This is a genomic window from Streptomyces sp. NRRL S-1022, from assembly GCF_000720135.1.
Lineage (GTDB): Bacteria > Actinomycetota > Actinomycetes > Streptomycetales > Streptomycetaceae > Streptomyces.
The window spans coordinates 545,252-559,837 of the sequence record NZ_JOIU01000008.1; the positions used below are offsets into that span (position 1 = coordinate 545,252).

Genomic DNA, 14,586 nt, shown 5'->3' on the forward strand with positions numbered 1-14,586 from the left:
GCCGTAACCATTGATTCAGCCTGGCTTGCGACGCTCGGCGAATGAAGCCCGCCGTGCCAGAGCCTTCGCCGCCCCCCGAGGGGTCCGCGGGGAACGGGGCCGTGACGCTCCCGCCCGCACGATCCGACGCGCCTGTGTCGCCCGTCGCGCGGAAGAATGGGTTCATGAGGCAGCAAGACACCCAGGCAGATGCCCACCCGTCACCCGCCACCGCCCTCGGCGGAGGCCCTGCGGGCCGCAGCGACAATCCAAACCCCCAGCCGTCCGTGGGCTCCCTCGCCGCGCACCGCCAGCGCGCCGTGGCCGCCGCCGTGTCCGACCTGGAACCCGACATCGACGCGGATCTCGACGCGTACGAGGAGGCCCAGGCCGAAGGCGCCCCCCTGCCCCAGGGCCGCTTCCTCGACCGGGAGCGCAGCTGGCTCGCCTTCAACGAGCGCGTCCTGGAGCTGGCCGAGGACCCGAACACCCCGCTGCTGGAACGCGCGAACTTCCTCGCGATCTTCGCCAGCAACCTGGACGAGTTCTTCATGGTCCGGGTGGCCGGCCTGAAGCGGCGCATCGCCACCGGCGTCGCCACCCGCTCCGCCTCCGGCCTCCAGCCGCGCGAGGTGCTGGAGATGATCTGGGCCCGCTCCCGCGAGCTGATGGCCCGGCACGCCGCCTGCTACCACGAGGACGTCGCCCCCGCACTCGCCGACGAGGGCATCCACCTGGTCCGCTGGTCGGAGCTGACCGAGAAGGAGCAGGCCCGCCTCTTCACGCTGTTCCGGCACCAGATCTTCCCGGTGCTCACCCCGCTGGCCGTCGACCCCGCGCACCCCTTCCCGTACATCTCCGGCCTGTCCCTGAACCTGGCCGTCGTGGTGCGCAACCCGGTCAGCGGCCACAAGCACTTCGCGCGCGTGAAGGTGCCGCCGCTGCTGACCCGCTTCCTGGAGGCATCCCCGGGCCGCTACGTGCCCATCGAGGACGTCATCGCGGCCCCCAACCACCTGGAAGAGCTGTTCCCGGGCATGGAGATCCTGGAGCACCACGCCTTCCGGATCACCCGCAACGAGGACCTGGAGGTCGAGGAGGACGACACCGAGAACCTCCTGCAGGCCCTGGAGAAGGAACTCATGCGGCGCCGCTTCGGCCCGCCCGTGCGCCTGGAGGTCGAGGAGTCCATCGACCGGGAGGTGCTGGACCTGCTGGTCCGCGAGCTGAAGATCTCCGAGGCCGAGGTCTACCCGCTGCCCGGCCCGCTCGACCTCACCGGCCTCTTCCGCATCCACGGCCTGGACCGGCCGGAGCTGAAGTACCCGAAGTTCATCGCCGGAACCCACCGCGACCTCGCCGAGGTCGAGTCGGCCTCCCCGCCCGACATCTTCGCGGCCCTGCGCGCCCGGGACGTGCTCCTGCACCACCCGTACGACAGCTTCTCCACCTCCGTGCAGGCCTTCCTGGAGCAGGCGGCGGCCGACCCCGACGTCCTCGCCATCAAGCAGACCCTGTACCGCACCTCCGGCGACTCCCCCATAGTCGACGCGCTCATCGACGCCGCCGAGTCCGGCAAGCAGGTCCTCGTCCTGGTCGAGATCAAGGCCCGCTTCGACGAGCACGCCAACATCAAGTGGGCCCGCAAGCTGGAGGAGGCCGGCTGCCACGTCGTCTACGGCCTGGTCGGCCTGAAGACGCACTGCAAGCTGTCCCTGGTGGTCCGCCAGGAGGGCGAGACCCTGCGCCGCTACAGCCACGTCGGCACCGGCAACTACCACCCGAAGACGGCCCGCCTGTACGAGGACCTCGGCCTGCTCACCGCCGACCCGCAGGTCGGCGCGGACCTCTCCGACCTGTTCAACCGGCTGTCCGGCTACTCCCGCCGGGAGACCTACCGCCGCCTGCTGGTGGCCCCCAAGTCGCTGCGCGACGGCCTGATCGCGCGGATCGACAAAGAGGTCCAGCACCACCGCGCGGGCCGTCCGGCCTTCGTCCGCATCAAGGTCAACTCGATGGTGGACGAGGCGGTCATCGACGCGCTCTACCGGGCCTCCCAGGCGGGCGTGCCGGTCGACGTCTGGGTGCGGGGCATCTGCGCCGTGCGCCCGGGCGTCACGGGCCTGTCGGAGAACATCCGGGTCCGCTCCATCCTCGGCCGCTTCCTGGAGCACTCCCGGGTCTTCGCCTTCGGCAACGGCGGCGAACCCGAGGTGTGGTTCGGCAGCGCCGACATGATGCACCGCAACCTCGACCGCCGGATAGAGGCCCTGGTCCGGGTCGTCGACCCCGGCCACCGCGCGGCCCTCAACCGGCTGCTGGACACCGGCATGTCCGACGGCACCGCCTCCTGGCACCTCGGCCCGGACGGCGAATGGACACGGCACGCGACCGACACGGACGGCCAGCCCCTGCGCAACGTCCAGGAGATGCTCATAGACGCCCGGAGGCGCCGGCGTGGCACAGCAACACCTTGACCCGACGGACCCCACGGCCGAGCCGGTGACCGGCGACGCCCTCGCGGACTACCTGCGCGCCCGGGCCACGGAGTTCCTCCGCGCCCTGCGCCTGCACCGGGAGGGGGGCGCGGAGGGGTCCGTCGACGCGGCCCGCGCACTGCGCCGCTCGGCCCGCCGCATCAGCGGCAGCCTGCACACCTTCCGCCCGCTCCTCGACCCCGGCTGGTCCGAGGAGATCCGCCCGGAACTGGCCTGGCTGTCCGGCACCCTGGGCCTGGAGCACGCGTACGAGGCGCGCCTGGAACGGCTGTTGCTGGCGCTGCACCGGCTGTCGGGCGCCGTCGTCTTCCCGGAGCCGGCCGCCGTGGCCGCGGGCCGTCGTGCCGCCGGTGCGACGCCCGGCCCGAGGAAGGCGACGGGTCCCGGCGGCGGCCCGGCCGGCGCGACGGCGACGACGGAGCGCGGCAGCCTCACCGTGGGCGCGGCGAAGGCCGGCGCCCTGCTGGAGCGCCAGCTCACCCTGGCCCGGACGAGGGCCCACTCCACGGCGCTCCAGGCCCTCGGCTCCGCCCGCTTCCACGCCGTGGCCGACAAGGTCGCCGTACTCGCCAGCGAGGTCCCGCTCACCCCCGCCGCCCCCGCCACCGGCCTGCACCCCCTGGCCGCCGCGGCCGAGGAGCGGCTCACGGACGCCGTCGCCGCGCTCCCGCTGATCACCGCCGGCCACCCCTACAACGCCGAGGCCCTGGTCCACGGCCTGTCCCCGGATCCGTCCCCGCACCCCCAGGACAGCCCCTGGCACCAGGTCCGGCTGCTGCTGCGCCTGCACCGGTACGCCCGTGAGGTGCTGCTCGGCGCCCACGCCACCGCGGACGTACGGCTGCTGACGGCGGGCCAGGCGCTGAACCGGCACCGGGACGCCTCCGAGGCGGCCGCGGCGGCGGCCCAGGCGGCCCGCACCCCCCGGATCACCCCGGCGACGGCCTACGCGCTCGGCGTGCTCCACGCCGACCAGCGGCACGAGGTGGAGGCGGCCCGGTTCGCGTTCCAGCAGGCGTGGCAGAAGCAGACCGTCGACGCGCCCTGACCCCACGAGGAGGCGGTATGGACGACACCGTGGTCCAAGCGGCCGGCTGTGTGCTGTGGCGCCGCTCGCCGGTCTCCGGCGGCCTGGAGATCTGCCTGGTGCACCGGCCGAAGTACGACGACTGGTCCCACCCCAAGGGCAAGCTCGGCCGGGGTGAGGACCCGCTCGCCGGTGCCCTGCGCGAGGTCGCGGAGGAGACCGGGTACACGGCCGAGCCCGGCGGCGAGCTGCCGGACGTGCACTACTCGACGGGCGGCCGTATGAAGCGGGTGCGGTACTGGGCGGCGGAGGCGGTTTCCGGCCGGTTCACGCCGAACTCCGAGGTGGACCGCATCCTGTGGCTCTCCCCGGCCGCGGCCCGCTCCCGGCTCACCCAGCCCCGCGACGGCGACCTGGTGGACGCGCTCCTGCGGGCCCTGGAGCACCTGGAGGGGGCCGGGGACCCACGGGACGGCTAGCAGCCCTCCCGGTGCCCCTCCGCGTCCGTGCGGGCCTGGCTGCGGGCCCGGCGGGCGGGGCCGCGCCAGCCGCAACTGCACCGGGCCACACAGAAGCGGCCCTGTTCACTCGTCGTCGTGAGGTGTTCCTGTCCCGGCCGGGCACGTTCCGGCCCGTCCTGCGGTACCGCGGTGACTGCCACGCCGACCACGGTACCCAGCCCGCGCGGAATGGATTCGCCCGGATCCGCCGGCCCCGCGGGCGCGTGACGGCGCCCCCTACCCGTCGTTAACCGGACAACAGGGGGGCCGTGACGGAGCACACCGGCTGGGGGTAGGCAGGCGATGGATCGGCGGCAGCACAGACGCACGGGCGGGACGGCCGTCGCGGTGGGCATCCTCCTCGGCCTCGGGGCGGCCGCCACGGGCTGTTCCGGCAGCGGGGCCGCGGCCGAGGACGTCAAGGGAGGGGGCGACCCCGTCGGGGCCCTGCACCGGGCCGCCGACGCGCTGCGCGCGGCGGGCAGCTCGAAGGCCGCCACCTCGATGGAGATGGCCACCGGCGGCACCCGGGTCACCATCCGCGGCAGGGGCGTCTACGACTACCGGCGCCGCCTCGGCCGGCTCACCGTGATGCTCCCCGAGGACCCCACGGGGTCCGCCGAGCACCGGCCCATCACCGAACTGCTCACCCCTGGCGCCCTGTTCATGAAGAACCGGGGCGCGGGCGTGCCCGCCGACAAGTGGGTCCGGGTGGACACGGCGACGCTGTCCGACGGCAATCTGGTCACCGGCGGCGCGACCGACCCGTACGCGGCGGCCGAGGTGCTGCGCGGGACGCGGGAGGCCGCCTTCGTCGGCCGCACCGAGGTCGCCGGCACGCCGGTACGGCACTACCGGGGCACCGCCGACCTGCGCCGCGCGTCCCGGTACGCGACCGCCGGTGACAGGGCGGCCCTGGCGGCGGCGGCGAAGGGGTTCGCCGAGGCCGAGGTGCCGTTCGACGCCTATCTGGACGACCAGGGCCGCATCCGCAAGCTGCGACAGCGCTTCAGCTTCGTCAACGGCCGCGCGAAGACCTCCGTGGCGGTCGCCTCCACGCTGCTGCTGTACGGCTTCGGCACCCCCGCCGATGTGACGCTGCCGCCCGCGGCGGACATCTTCGCGGGGCGGATCGCCGAGGAGGGCGGCGGCGGCGGGGCCTGAAACCGGCCAGTCACTAGTCCGGGACGCCACCCCGTAAGTAGCCCGTCCGTGCCATGCGCGGTGTGTAGACCGCTGCCTACTCTAGGGAGCGGTGACGGCAGAGGAGAGGTGAGGCGGGTGGCTCCGGTCGGCGGCACGGCGGTTCAGGACCACGTGGCCCTCGCCGAGATCGAGCTGTGCGGAGAGCTGATCATCGCGGCCTCGGCCGCCGAGGACCGGCTCAGCCTGGAGAGCATCGACGCGGTCCTGCGCGTGGCCGAGGAGCGAAATCCGGACTGACCGGGATCGGACCGGCCGGGATCCGGACCTCGGGGCGGCTCAGCTGCGCAGCAGCCGGCCGATCGCCTTCGTGGCCTCCTCCACCTTCGCGTCGATCTCGTCACCGCCCTTGAGGGCCGCGTCCGCGACGCAGTGCCGCAGGTGCTCCTCCAGCAGTTGCAGCGCGAAGGACTGCAGGGCCTTGGTGGACGCGGAGACCTGGGTGAGTATGTCGATGCAGTACGTGTCCTCCTCCACCATCCGCTGCAGGCCCCGGATCTGCCCCTCGATCCGGCGCAGCCGCTTGAGGTGCTCGTCCTTCTGGTGGTGGTAGCCGTGCGTGGCGCCGGCCTCGGTCGTCGTCGTCATCGCGGGCCTCCGTCTCGGGCCGAGCTCCGGACACAAAGGGGATAGATACCCCTACTGGGTATATCGTAACGAACTTTCCGGGGTAGAGGGCCCTTCGTCCGCCCCCGTGCCGACCACTCTGCCCGATGGGCGACACTGGGATGCGGCCCGATAGCCGTGGCCGGATGATGCGCCTAGCATCAGCCTGACCGAAACCGAAGCACCCCGAGGACACCCACGTGCGCTTTCGTCTGACCCCCAGGGAGACGAGCTTCTACGACATGTTCGCCGCATCCGCGGACAACATCGTCACCGGCTCGAAACTCCTGATGGAACTGCTCGGGGCGGACTCCTCCGCCCGGGCCGAGATCGCAGAGCGTATGCGGGCCGCGGAACACGCAGGTGACGACGCCACGCACGCGATCTTCCACCAGCTGAACTCCTCCTTCATCACGCCCTTCGACCGCGAGGACATCTACGCCCTCGCCGGCTCCCTGGACGACATCATGGACTTCATGGAGGAGGCCGTCGACCTCGTCGTCCTGTACAACGTCGAGGAGCTGCCGAAGGGCGTCGAGCAGCAGATCGAGGTCCTGGCCCGGGCGGCCGAGCTGACGGCGGAGGCCATGCCGAACCTCCGCACCATGGACAACCTCACCGAGTACTGGATCGAGGTCAACCGGCTGGAGAACCAGGCCGACCAGATCCACCGCAAGCTGCTCGCCCACCTCTTCAACGGCAAGTACGACGCGATCGAGGTGCTGAAGCTCAAGCAGATCGTGGACGTCCTGGAAGAGGCGGCGGACGCTTTCGAGCACGTGGCGAACACGGTGGAGACCATCGCCGTCAAGGAGTCCTGAGGCGTCGATGGACACCATCGCCCTGATCGTGACCGTCGCGGTCGCGCTCTTCTTCACGTACACGAACGGTTTCCACGACTCGGCGAACGCGATCGCGACGTCGGTGTCGACGCGGGCGCTGACCCCGCGGGCGGCGCTCGCCATGGCCGCCGTGATGAACCTGGCCGGTGCCTTCCTGGGCTCCGGTGTCGCCAAGACGGTCAGCGAGGGCCTCATCGAGACCCCCCGGGGCTCGACCGGCATGGGGATCCTCTTCGCGGCCCTGGTGGGCGCCATCGTCTGGAACCTGGTCACCTGGTACTTCGGCCTGCCGTCCTCCTCCTCGCACGCCCTGTTCGGCGGCATGGTGGGCGCGGCGCTGGCGGGCGGTACGGACGTCCTCTGGAACGGCGTGCTCGACAAGGTCGTCATTCCGATGTTCGTGTCGCCGTTCGTCGGCCTGATCGTCGGCTATCTGATGATGACGGCGATCATGTGGCTGTTCCGCCGGTCCAACCCGCACAAGGCCAAACGGGGCTTCCGCATCGCGCAGACCGTCTCCGCGGCCGCCATGGCGCTCGGCCACGGCCTCCAGGACGCCCAGAAGACCATGGGTGTCGTGGTGCTGGCTCTGGTGATCTCCGGCCACGAGACGTTCGGCGATCCGATCCCGGTGTGGGTGAAGATCGTCTGCGCGATGATGCTGTCCCTCGGCACCTACGCCGGCGGCTGGCGCATCATGCGCACCCTGGGCCGCAAGATCATCGAGCTGGACCCGCCGCAGGGTTTCGCCGCGGAGACCACGGGCGCCTCGATCATGTTCACCACGGCGTTCCTCTTCAAGGCCCCCATCTCCACGACGCACGTCATCACCTCGGCCATCATGGGCGTCGGCGCCACCAAGCGTGTCAACGCCGTCCGCTGGGGCGTGGCCAAGAACATCGTCCTGGGCTGGTTCATCACCATGCCGGCAGCGGCCCTGGTGGCCGCCCTGGCCTTCGGCCTGGTCAAGCTGGTGGCGCTGTAGCAGCCGCCGCCCGGCCGCCCTCGGGCGAACGCAGTGGGCCCGCCCCCGGGAGCCGGGGGCGGGCCCTTTGCGTCCTCGCGGTGGCACCGCCATGCAGCACCGCGAGGGGATCGTGGGATCAGCCGAAGCGGCCGGAGATGTAGTCCTCCGTGGCCTGGACGGACGGGTTGGAGAAGATCCGCTCGGTGTCGTCGATCTCGATCAGCCGGCCGGGCTGTCCGACCGCCGCCAGGTTGAAGAACGCGGTACGGTCCGAGACGCGCGCCGCCTGCTGCATGTTGTGCGTCACGATGACGATCGTGAACCGCTCCTTCAGCTCACCGATCAGGTCCTCGATGGCGAGGGTGGAGATCGGGTCGAGGGCGGAGCAGGGCTCGTCCATCAGCAGCACGTCGGGCTCGACGGCGATCGCCCGGGCGATGCACAGCCGCTGCTGCTGACCGCCGGACAGCCCGGAGCCCGGCTTGTTCAGGCGGTCCTTCACCTCGTTCCAGAGGTTCGCGCCCTTGAGCGACCTCTCGACGACGTCGCCCAGTTCCGACTTCTTGTAGTTGCCGTTCAGCCGCAGGCCCGCCGCCACGTTCTCGAAGATCGACATCGTGGGGAACGGGTTCGGCCGCTGGAAGACCATGCCGACCTCGCGGCGGACGGACACCGGGTCGATCCCGGTGCCGTACAGGTCCTCGTCGTCCAGCATCACCTTGCCCTCGACGCGGCCACCGGGCGTGACCTCGTGCATGCGGTTCAGGGTGCGCAGGAACGTCGACTTGCCGCAGCCGGAGGGGCCGATGAACGCCGTCACCGACCGCGGTTCGACGGTCATCGAGATGTCCTCGATCGCCTTGTGGGAGCCGTAGTAGGCGGTGAGTCCGCTTACGTCGATGCGCTTGGCCATGTCTGCTTCACTTCCAGGGTTTCAAGCTCGGTCGCTGGATGGCCGCGCTCAGCGACCGGTCTTCGGGGCCTTCCAGCGGGCGATCCCGCGGGCCACCAGGTTGAGGATCATCACGAAGGCGATCAGCGTCAGCGACGCCGCCCACGCGCGGTCGTACGCCGCACCGGAGCCCGCGCTGTTGGCGAACTGCTGGTAGATGTACAGCGGCAGCGACGCCTGCGCGCCCTCGAAGGGGTTGTTGTTGATGAACGGGTTGCCGAACACCAGCAGCAGCACCGGGGCGGTCTCGCCGGCGATCCGGGCGACCGCCAGCATGACGCCGGTGGTGATGCCGCCGATGGAGGTGGGCAGGACCACCTTGAGGATGGTCCGCCACTTCGGCACACCCAGCGCCAGGGACGCCTCGCGCAGCTCGTTCGGGACGAGCTTGAGCATCTCCTCGGTGGAGCGGACGACGACCGGCATCATCAGGATGGCCAGGGCCAGCGAACCGGCGAAGCCGAACGGCTGCATCTCGAAGATGAGCATCAGGCTGAGGATGAACAGGCCCGCGACGATCGACGGGATGCCCGTCATGACGTCGACGAAGAACGTCACCGCCTTGGCGAGCCGGCCGCGGCCGTACTCCACCAGGTAGATCGCGGTGAGCACGCCGACCGGGGCGCCGATGAGGGTGGCGAGGCCGACCTGCTCCAGGCTGCCGATGAGGGCGTGGTAGATGCCGCCGCCGGGCTCGGTGTCGGCGACGACGCCCATCGAGTGGGTCAGGAAGTAGACGTCGAGCACCTTGGCGCCGCGTGCGACGGTCACCCAGATCAGGGAGACCAGCGGCACCACGGCGACCAGGAAGGCGACCCAGACGAGGCTGGTCGCGACGCGGTCCCTGGCCTGGCGGCGGCCCTCGACGCGCGCGGCGACGGCGTAGGTGCCGAGGACGAAGAGGACGGCGGCGATCAGACCCCACTGGATCTGGCTGTCCAGGCCGGCGGCCGCGCTGATGCCGATGCCCAGGGCGAGCGAGCCCGCGGCGATGGCCCAGGGCGTCCACCCGGGCAGGCTGGCGGCGCGCAGCGTGCTGGGCCGCTTGTCGCTGACGGCTGCGGTGCTCATGCGTTGGCCCCCGAGTACTCCGCGCGGCGGGCGATGATCAGCCGGGCCGCGCCGTTGACCAGCAGCGTGATGACGAACAGGACGAGGCCGGAGGCGATGAGCGCGTCCCGGCCGAACTCGTTCGCCTCACTGAACTTGCTGGCGATGTTCTGGGCGAAGGTGCCGCCGCCCGGGTTGAGCAGGCTGGCCTGGATGTCGAAGGACGGGGAGAGCACCGTGGCCACGGCCATCGTCTCGCCGAGCGCGCGGCCGAGGCCGAGCATGGAGGCGGAGATCACGCCGGAGCGGCCGAAGGGCAGCACGGCCATCCGCACGACCTCCCAGCGGGTGGCGCCGAGGGCCAGGGCGGCCTCCTCGTGCATCCGCGGGACCTGGCGGAAGACCTCGCGGCTGACGTTGGTGATGATCGGCAGGATCATGATCGCGAGCAGGATGCCGACGGTGAGCATCGAGCGCGGCGCGCCCTCGTCCCAGGAGAAGACGCCGGTCCAGCCGAAGAAGTCGTCGAGCCAGCCGTACAGGCCGTTCATGTGCGGGACGAGCACGAGGGCGCCCCACAGGCCGTACACGATGGACGGTACGGCGGCGAGCAGGTCGATCACGTAGGCGACCGGGCCGGACATACGGCGCGGGGCGTAGTGCGTGATGAACAGCGCGATGGCGACCGCGACCGGGACCGCGAGCGCCATGGCGATGACCGAGGAGACGATCGTGCCGAAGGCCAGCACGGCGATGCCGAAGGTCGCCGGCTGGAGGTTGGTGTTCCACTCGAAGGTGGTCAGGAAGTTGCCGTGGTCCTTGCTGATCGCGAGGGAGGCGCGGTAGGTGAGGAAGGCCGCGATCGCGGCCATGATCACCAGCAGCAGGATGCCGGAGCCGCGGGACAGGCCGAGGAAGATGCGGTCACCGGGGCGGGTGGCGCCACGGGCCGCGCGCTTCTGCTCGGCGGCCGGGCGCTGGGCGGCGGGCGGAGGTGCGTCGGTTTTCGTCGATATGTCCATCGGGTTCTCCGGTCTGCGGAGCCGGGCCCCGACGGGGCGCCGGCTCGTGGCGGCGGTGCACCGGACGGTGCGGCCCGGCCCTGTCGGGTACCGGGCCGCACTCACGGATCAGGTCAGCTCAGGCCCTCGACGGTGGTGCGGACCTTGGCGATGATCTCGGCGGGCACCGGCGCGTAGCCGATGCTCGGGAGGATCTTCTGGCCGTCCTCGCTCGCGATGTAGCGCAGGAAGGCCTTGGTGGCGGACAGGGTGTCGGCCTTGTTGCCCTTGTCACAGACGATCTCGTAGGTGACCAGGGTGATCGGGTAGGCGCCCTCGGCCTTGGTCTTGTAGTCGAGCTTCAGGGAGAGGTCCTTGCCGGTGCCGACGACCTGCGCGGCGGCGATGTCGGCGGTGGCGCTCTCGGAGCTCGGCGCGACCGGCTTGCTGGCGCCGGTGTCGATGGAGACGGCCTTGATGCCGTCCTTGACGTAGGACAGCTCGAAGTAGCCGATGGCGCCGGAGGTCTGCTTCACCTGCTGGGCCACACCCGCGGACTGCGGGGCGGACTGGCCGCCCTTGGCCTGCCAGGCCTTGCCGCCGGAGTACTTCCAGTTGTCCGGGGTGGTGGCGATCAGGTACTTGGTGAAGTTGTCCGTGGTGCCGGACTCGTCCGAGCGGTGGAACGCCTGGATCTTGAGGTCGGGCAGCTTCACGCCCTTGTTCAGGGCGGCGATCGCCGGGTCGTTCCACTTGGTGATCTTGCTGTCGAAGATCTTGGCGATGGTCTGGGCGTCCAGGACCAGGTTGTCCACGCCCGGGACGTTGTAGCCGAGGGCGATCGGGCCGCCGACCATCGGCAGGTCGATGCCCTGGCCGCCCTTGCAGACGCTCTTGGAGGCGGTGACCTCTTCGGGCTTCAGCGCCGAGTCGGAACCGGCGAAGGCGACCTGGCCCTGCGTGAACGCGGTGACACCGGCACCGGAGCCGCCGCCCTTGTAGTTGATCTGCACACCGCAGGCCTGGGAGAAGTTCTTCACCCAGGCGTCGATCGCGTTCTTCTGCGCGGAGGAGCCGTCTGCGAGCAGCTGACCCTTGGCGTCGTCGCACTTGACGGAGCCGGCCTTGGCCGAGGTCGACGGGTTGCCCGAGCCGTTGCCGTTGTCGTCGGAGCCGCACGCCGTCAGGGCCAGGGCGCCGGTGACGGCGACAGCACCGAGCGAAAGGGCGCGCAGCCGGTTCTTGCGCTGAAGCTTCACTTTCGGGAGTTCCTTCCAGGAGCCGCCGCTGTCGGCGGCGCGCGAGGTAATAGCGGTGCCCTGAGCGCCTTCAAGGCCGCACTCAGCACCCGGTACGGCCGAAATTAGGCAGAACAGGTGAAGCCACCAATGGCCGGAAGTGAACGGGGGGTGAACCCCTGCCGTCAGCCCGGTGAGGTCACGGAATGCTCACGGGGAGAGCACGTGGAGGTTCCGATGATCGGGTTGCACGCACCTGCGTTCGACGCTCATCGCCCGGCCGGGGGAACCCCGCGCCGCGGTGTGTCGTCTCGTTCCACGACAGCCGAGGAAAGGCGACGGACATGGAACGGCGTACGTTCATCTCGGGCGGGGCGGCCGCCCTGGCGACGACCGCACTGACCGCGTGCGGTGCGGGCGGAGACTCCTCCGCCGCCGCGGCACACAGCGGCACCCCGTCGCGCTCGTCCTCGCTCGCCTCCCTGAGGACCACCAGCGCGAGCGCCGCCGCCAACTGGGCGGCCCTCGCCCGGGACCTCGACGGCACCCTGGTACGGCCCGGCGACGCGTCCTGGAAGACCGCCCACCAGCTGTACAACACGCGGTTCGACGGGCTGAAACCGGCCGCGGTGGCCTATGCGGCGCACCCCGCCGACATCCGTACGACCCTCGCCTACGCCCGCGCCCACCACCTCAAGGTGTCGATCCGCAACGGCGGCCACTCCTACGCCGGCTACTCCTCCGGCGACAACCGGCTGATCGTCGACGTGTCCAGGCTGAACCGGGTCCGGGCCGGCGGCGGCCAGGCCGTCGTCGGCGCCGGCGCCAAGCTGATCGACGTCTACCGCGGGCTGGCCGCGAAGGGCGTGACCATACCGGCGGGCTCCTGCCCCACCGTCGGCGTCTCCGGCCTGGTGCTCGGCGGCGGACACGGCGTCGCCTCCCGCGCCTACGGCCTGACCTGCGACAGCCTCACCCAGGCCACCCTGATCACGGCGGACGGCACCCAGGTCACCGCCGACGCCACGCACCACTCCGACCTGTTCTGGGCGCTGCGCGGCGCCGGCAACGGCAACTTCGGCGTCGTCACCGAGCTGCACTTCAGGACCCATGCCGCACCGCAGGCCGTCACCGCCTACCTGACCTGGCCCTGGTCCAAGGCCGCCAAGGTGCTCAAGGCCTGGCAGGAGTGGGGCCCGGGCCAGCCCGACGAGATCTGGTCCTCCCTGCACCTGGCGTGCTCCCCGGGCCGCACCCCGACCATCTCCGTGGCCTGCTTCTCCCTGGGCACCTACGGCGAACTGCAGAACGCCGTGGACCGCCTGGCTCACCAGGCCGGCGCCGACGCCGCCTCCGTCTCCCTGCGCCGCCGGGGCTACGAGGACGCGATGGAGATCTACGCCGGCTGCTCCTCCTTCTCCACCGACGCCCAGTGCCACCTGCCCGGCTCCACCCCGGGCCGCTCCCCGCAGGGCAAGCTGGGCCGGGAGACGTACGCGGCCCGCTCCGACTTCTTCGACCGCTCGCTGTCCGCGGCCGGCATCCAGACCGTGCTGAAGCAGATCGGCTCGGTGCGCGGCGGCGGGGGCAGCATCGCGTTCACCGCGCTCGGCGGCGCGGTCAACCGGGTCTCGCCGACGGCCACGGCCTTCGTCCACCGCCGTTCGCGGATGCTGGCCCAGTACATCGCCTCCTGGGGCGCGGGGTCCTCCGGCAGCACGGCCCAGTCCTGGCTGACCTCCGCCCACGCCGCGATGAAGCCGTACGCCTCGGGCGCCGCCTACCAGAACTACACCGACCCGACGCTGAAGGACTGGAAGAAGGCGTACTTCGGGGACGCGGCGGCCCGGCTGGGCAAGGTCAAGCAGCAGTACGACCCGCAGCGGTTCTTCTCCTACGCGCAGGGGCTGTAGCGGGCGGGAGCCGCCGCCGTCAGCAGTGGCAGAGCACGTCGACCACGACGGTCTCCGGGTCGAGGTGCTCCAGCTGCTCGTCGGCCCACTCCCGGTAGCCCTCGCCGTCGTCGTCCCGCCAGCGGCCGTCCGGCGTGACCAGGGCGTACCGCGCGAGGGCGGTGCGCAGCGCACGCTCGCGGGCCGCCGCGTGGTCCCGGGCGAACCAGGCGACCGGGTCGGTGGTCAGGAACGCGCCGAAGTGCGGATCGCCGGCCACCGCCCGCCGGGCCGCCTCCTGCACCAAGGGCTGGAGCAGGTGCTCCGCCTCGGCCCGGTCCAGCGGAAAGCCCTCCGGGTCGACCTCGTGCCGGGCGACGAACTCGGCGAGCGGGCGGGCCGGCGGGTGCGCCGCGACCAGCTCCTCCCAGGCGGCACGCAGGTCGTCGTACCCCTGCACCGTCCGCTGCCGCATGGCGTCGAAGTCGAGCAGGCCGCGGGGACCGCCGTAGCACTCCAGCGGGCCGAGCGGGGCGAGGCCGGCCCCGGGGACGGTGGCGGATGTCAGGAGGCGGGGGTCGCCGTCGTGCTCGGGCCGGACGAGGTACGGGCTCGCGCCGGGCACCGAGATGAACCACCCGTCCCACTCGCCGACCGGGTTCCAGTCGTCCGTGGCGTTCATGTCGTACGGAGCCAGGGCCACGGCTATGGCGCCCGGCACCCGGTGGGGCGGGGTGGGCGGCAGGCACACCGTGGCGAAGAACTTGCTCATGCGCGGCAGGGTACGGGCCGCCGGCCCGGCCACGCTCCCGGGTTTCCCGGCTCCCCGTC

15 protein-coding genes are annotated in these 14,586 nt (G+C 71.5%); 8 read left to right on the forward strand and 7 right to left on the reverse strand.

Features of this window, described 5'->3' with window-relative positions:
- Positions 1–41: 41 nt before the first annotated feature.
- The 3 genes from IG05_RS0113025 to IG05_RS0113035 are packed head-to-tail and all read left to right on the forward strand — an operon-like array spanning position 42 to position 3,983.
- The gene (locus tag IG05_RS0113025; protein ID WP_078894088.1) at positions 42–2,456 is read left to right on the forward strand and encodes an RNA degradosome polyphosphate kinase; all 2,415 of its coding nucleotides are present in this window, start codon (positions 42–44) and stop codon (positions 2,454–2,456) included.
- Positions 2,437–3,525, forward strand: coding sequence for a CHAD domain-containing protein (locus IG05_RS0113030; RefSeq protein ID WP_030342153.1), 1,089 nt, complete (start codon positions 2,437–2,439; stop codon positions 3,523–3,525). The genes IG05_RS0113025 and IG05_RS0113030 overlap by 20 nt, the downstream gene beginning before the upstream one ends.
- 17 nt (positions 3,526–3,542) lie before the next feature.
- Positions 3,543–3,983, forward strand: coding sequence for an NUDIX hydrolase (locus IG05_RS0113035; protein WP_030342155.1), 441 nt, complete (start codon positions 3,543–3,545; stop codon positions 3,981–3,983).
- On the opposite strand, the gene IG05_RS44980 is transcribed toward IG05_RS0113035, so the two are convergent.
- Positions 3,980–4,165 carry a hypothetical protein gene (locus IG05_RS44980; RefSeq protein ID WP_078894106.1) on the reverse strand — a complete coding sequence of 62 codons (186 nt, stop codon included), beginning with the start codon at positions 4,163–4,165 and terminating at the stop codon, positions 3,980–3,982. The genes IG05_RS0113035 and IG05_RS44980 overlap by 4 nt on opposite strands.
- Before the next feature lie 142 nt (positions 4,166–4,307).
- Here IG05_RS44980 and IG05_RS0113040 point away from each other — a divergent pair, with 142 nt between their 5' ends.
- Positions 4,308–5,168, forward strand: a complete 861-nt coding sequence (locus IG05_RS0113040) for a hypothetical protein (protein ID WP_030342157.1) — start codon at positions 4,308–4,310, stop codon at positions 5,166–5,168.
- A gap of 117 nt (positions 5,169–5,285) precedes the next feature.
- Positions 5,286–5,447, forward strand: coding sequence for a hypothetical protein (locus IG05_RS48330; protein ID WP_199808307.1), 162 nt, complete (start codon positions 5,286–5,288; stop codon positions 5,445–5,447).
- A 39-nt stretch (positions 5,448–5,486) separates the two neighbouring features.
- On the opposite strand, the gene IG05_RS0113050 is transcribed toward IG05_RS48330, so the two are convergent.
- A complete protein-coding gene (locus IG05_RS0113050; RefSeq protein WP_030342159.1) occupies positions 5,487–5,795 on the reverse strand; it encodes a metal-sensitive transcriptional regulator in 309 nt (102 codons plus the stop codon).
- Between the two features lie 218 nt (positions 5,796–6,013).
- Here IG05_RS0113050 and IG05_RS0113055 point away from each other — a divergent pair, with 218 nt between their 5' ends.
- A complete protein-coding gene (locus IG05_RS0113055) occupies positions 6,014–6,634 on the forward strand; it encodes a DUF47 domain-containing protein (protein WP_015493282.1) in 621 nt (206 codons plus the stop codon).
- A gap of 7 nt (positions 6,635–6,641) precedes the next feature.
- Positions 6,642–7,640, forward strand: a complete 999-nt coding sequence (locus IG05_RS0113060; RefSeq protein WP_030342164.1) for an inorganic phosphate transporter — start codon at positions 6,642–6,644, stop codon at positions 7,638–7,640.
- A 118-nt stretch (positions 7,641–7,758) separates the two neighbouring features.
- Here IG05_RS0113060 and pstB read toward each other — a convergent pair whose 3' ends face one another.
- The 4 genes from pstB to pstS all read right to left on the reverse strand — a co-directional run bounded on the left by pstB (position 7,759) and on the right by pstS (position 11,884).
- A complete protein-coding gene (pstB, locus tag IG05_RS0113065; RefSeq protein ID WP_030342166.1) occupies positions 7,759–8,535 on the reverse strand; it encodes a phosphate ABC transporter ATP-binding protein PstB in 777 nt (258 codons plus the stop codon).
- Between the two features lie 48 nt (positions 8,536–8,583).
- Positions 8,584–9,645 carry a phosphate ABC transporter permease PstA gene (gene pstA, locus IG05_RS0113070; protein ID WP_030342168.1) on the reverse strand — a complete coding sequence of 354 codons (1,062 nt, stop codon included), beginning with the start codon at positions 9,643–9,645 and terminating at the stop codon, positions 8,584–8,586.
- The gene (gene pstC / locus IG05_RS0113075; RefSeq protein ID WP_030342170.1) at positions 9,642–10,646 is read right to left on the reverse strand and encodes a phosphate ABC transporter permease subunit PstC; all 1,005 of its coding nucleotides are present in this window, start codon (positions 10,644–10,646) and stop codon (positions 9,642–9,644) included. Before pstC ends, pstA begins: the two co-directional genes overlap by 4 nt.
- 113 nt (positions 10,647–10,759) lie before the next feature.
- Positions 10,760–11,884: a phosphate ABC transporter substrate-binding protein PstS gene (gene pstS / locus IG05_RS0113080; protein WP_030342172.1), complete on the reverse strand. Its 1,125-nt coding sequence runs from the start codon at positions 11,882–11,884 to the stop codon at positions 10,760–10,762.
- Positions 11,885–12,207: 323 nt separating this feature from the next.
- Between pstS and IG05_RS0113085 the strand changes: the two genes are divergently transcribed.
- The gene (locus IG05_RS0113085; RefSeq protein WP_030342174.1) at positions 12,208–13,776 is read left to right on the forward strand and encodes an FAD-binding oxidoreductase; all 1,569 of its coding nucleotides are present in this window, start codon (positions 12,208–12,210) and stop codon (positions 13,774–13,776) included.
- Positions 13,777–13,795: 19 nt separating this feature from the next.
- On the opposite strand, the gene IG05_RS43645 is transcribed toward IG05_RS0113085, so the two are convergent.
- Complete coding sequence (locus IG05_RS43645) at positions 13,796–14,527, reverse strand: hypothetical protein (RefSeq protein ID WP_158838855.1); 732 nt, start codon at positions 14,525–14,527, stop codon at positions 13,796–13,798.
- Positions 14,528–14,586: the final 59 nt, after the last annotated feature.

What these genes read in the sequence shown, in the direction of transcription:
- pstB (WP_030342166.1), bottom strand. Translation starts at nt 8,535, where the DNA reads ATGGCCAAGCGCATCGACGTAAGCGGACTCACCGCCTACTACGGCTCC.
- IG05_RS0113035 (WP_030342155.1), top strand. Translation starts at nt 3,543, where the DNA reads ATGGACGACACCGTGGTCCAAGCGGCCGGCTGTGTGCTGTGGCGCCGC.
- IG05_RS0113050 (WP_030342159.1), bottom strand. Translation starts at nt 5,795, where the DNA reads ATGACGACGACGACCGAGGCCGGCGCCACGCACGGCTACCACCACCAG.
- IG05_RS0113025 (WP_078894088.1), top strand. Translation starts at nt 42, where the DNA reads ATGAAGCCCGCCGTGCCAGAGCCTTCGCCGCCCCCCGAGGGGTCCGCG.
- pstA (WP_030342168.1), bottom strand. Translation starts at nt 9,645, where the DNA reads ATGAGCACCGCAGCCGTCAGCGACAAGCGGCCCAGCACGCTGCGCGCC.
- pstC (WP_030342170.1), bottom strand. Translation starts at nt 10,646, where the DNA reads ATGGACATATCGACGAAAACCGACGCACCTCCGCCCGCCGCCCAGCGC.
- IG05_RS0113085 (WP_030342174.1), top strand. Translation starts at nt 12,208, where the DNA reads ATGGAACGGCGTACGTTCATCTCGGGCGGGGCGGCCGCCCTGGCGACG.
- IG05_RS43645 (WP_158838855.1), bottom strand. Translation starts at nt 14,527, where the DNA reads ATGAGCAAGTTCTTCGCCACGGTGTGCCTGCCGCCCACCCCGCCCCAC.
- IG05_RS0113040 (WP_030342157.1), top strand. Translation starts at nt 4,308, where the DNA reads ATGGATCGGCGGCAGCACAGACGCACGGGCGGGACGGCCGTCGCGGTG.
- IG05_RS0113060 (WP_030342164.1), top strand. Translation starts at nt 6,642, where the DNA reads ATGGACACCATCGCCCTGATCGTGACCGTCGCGGTCGCGCTCTTCTTC.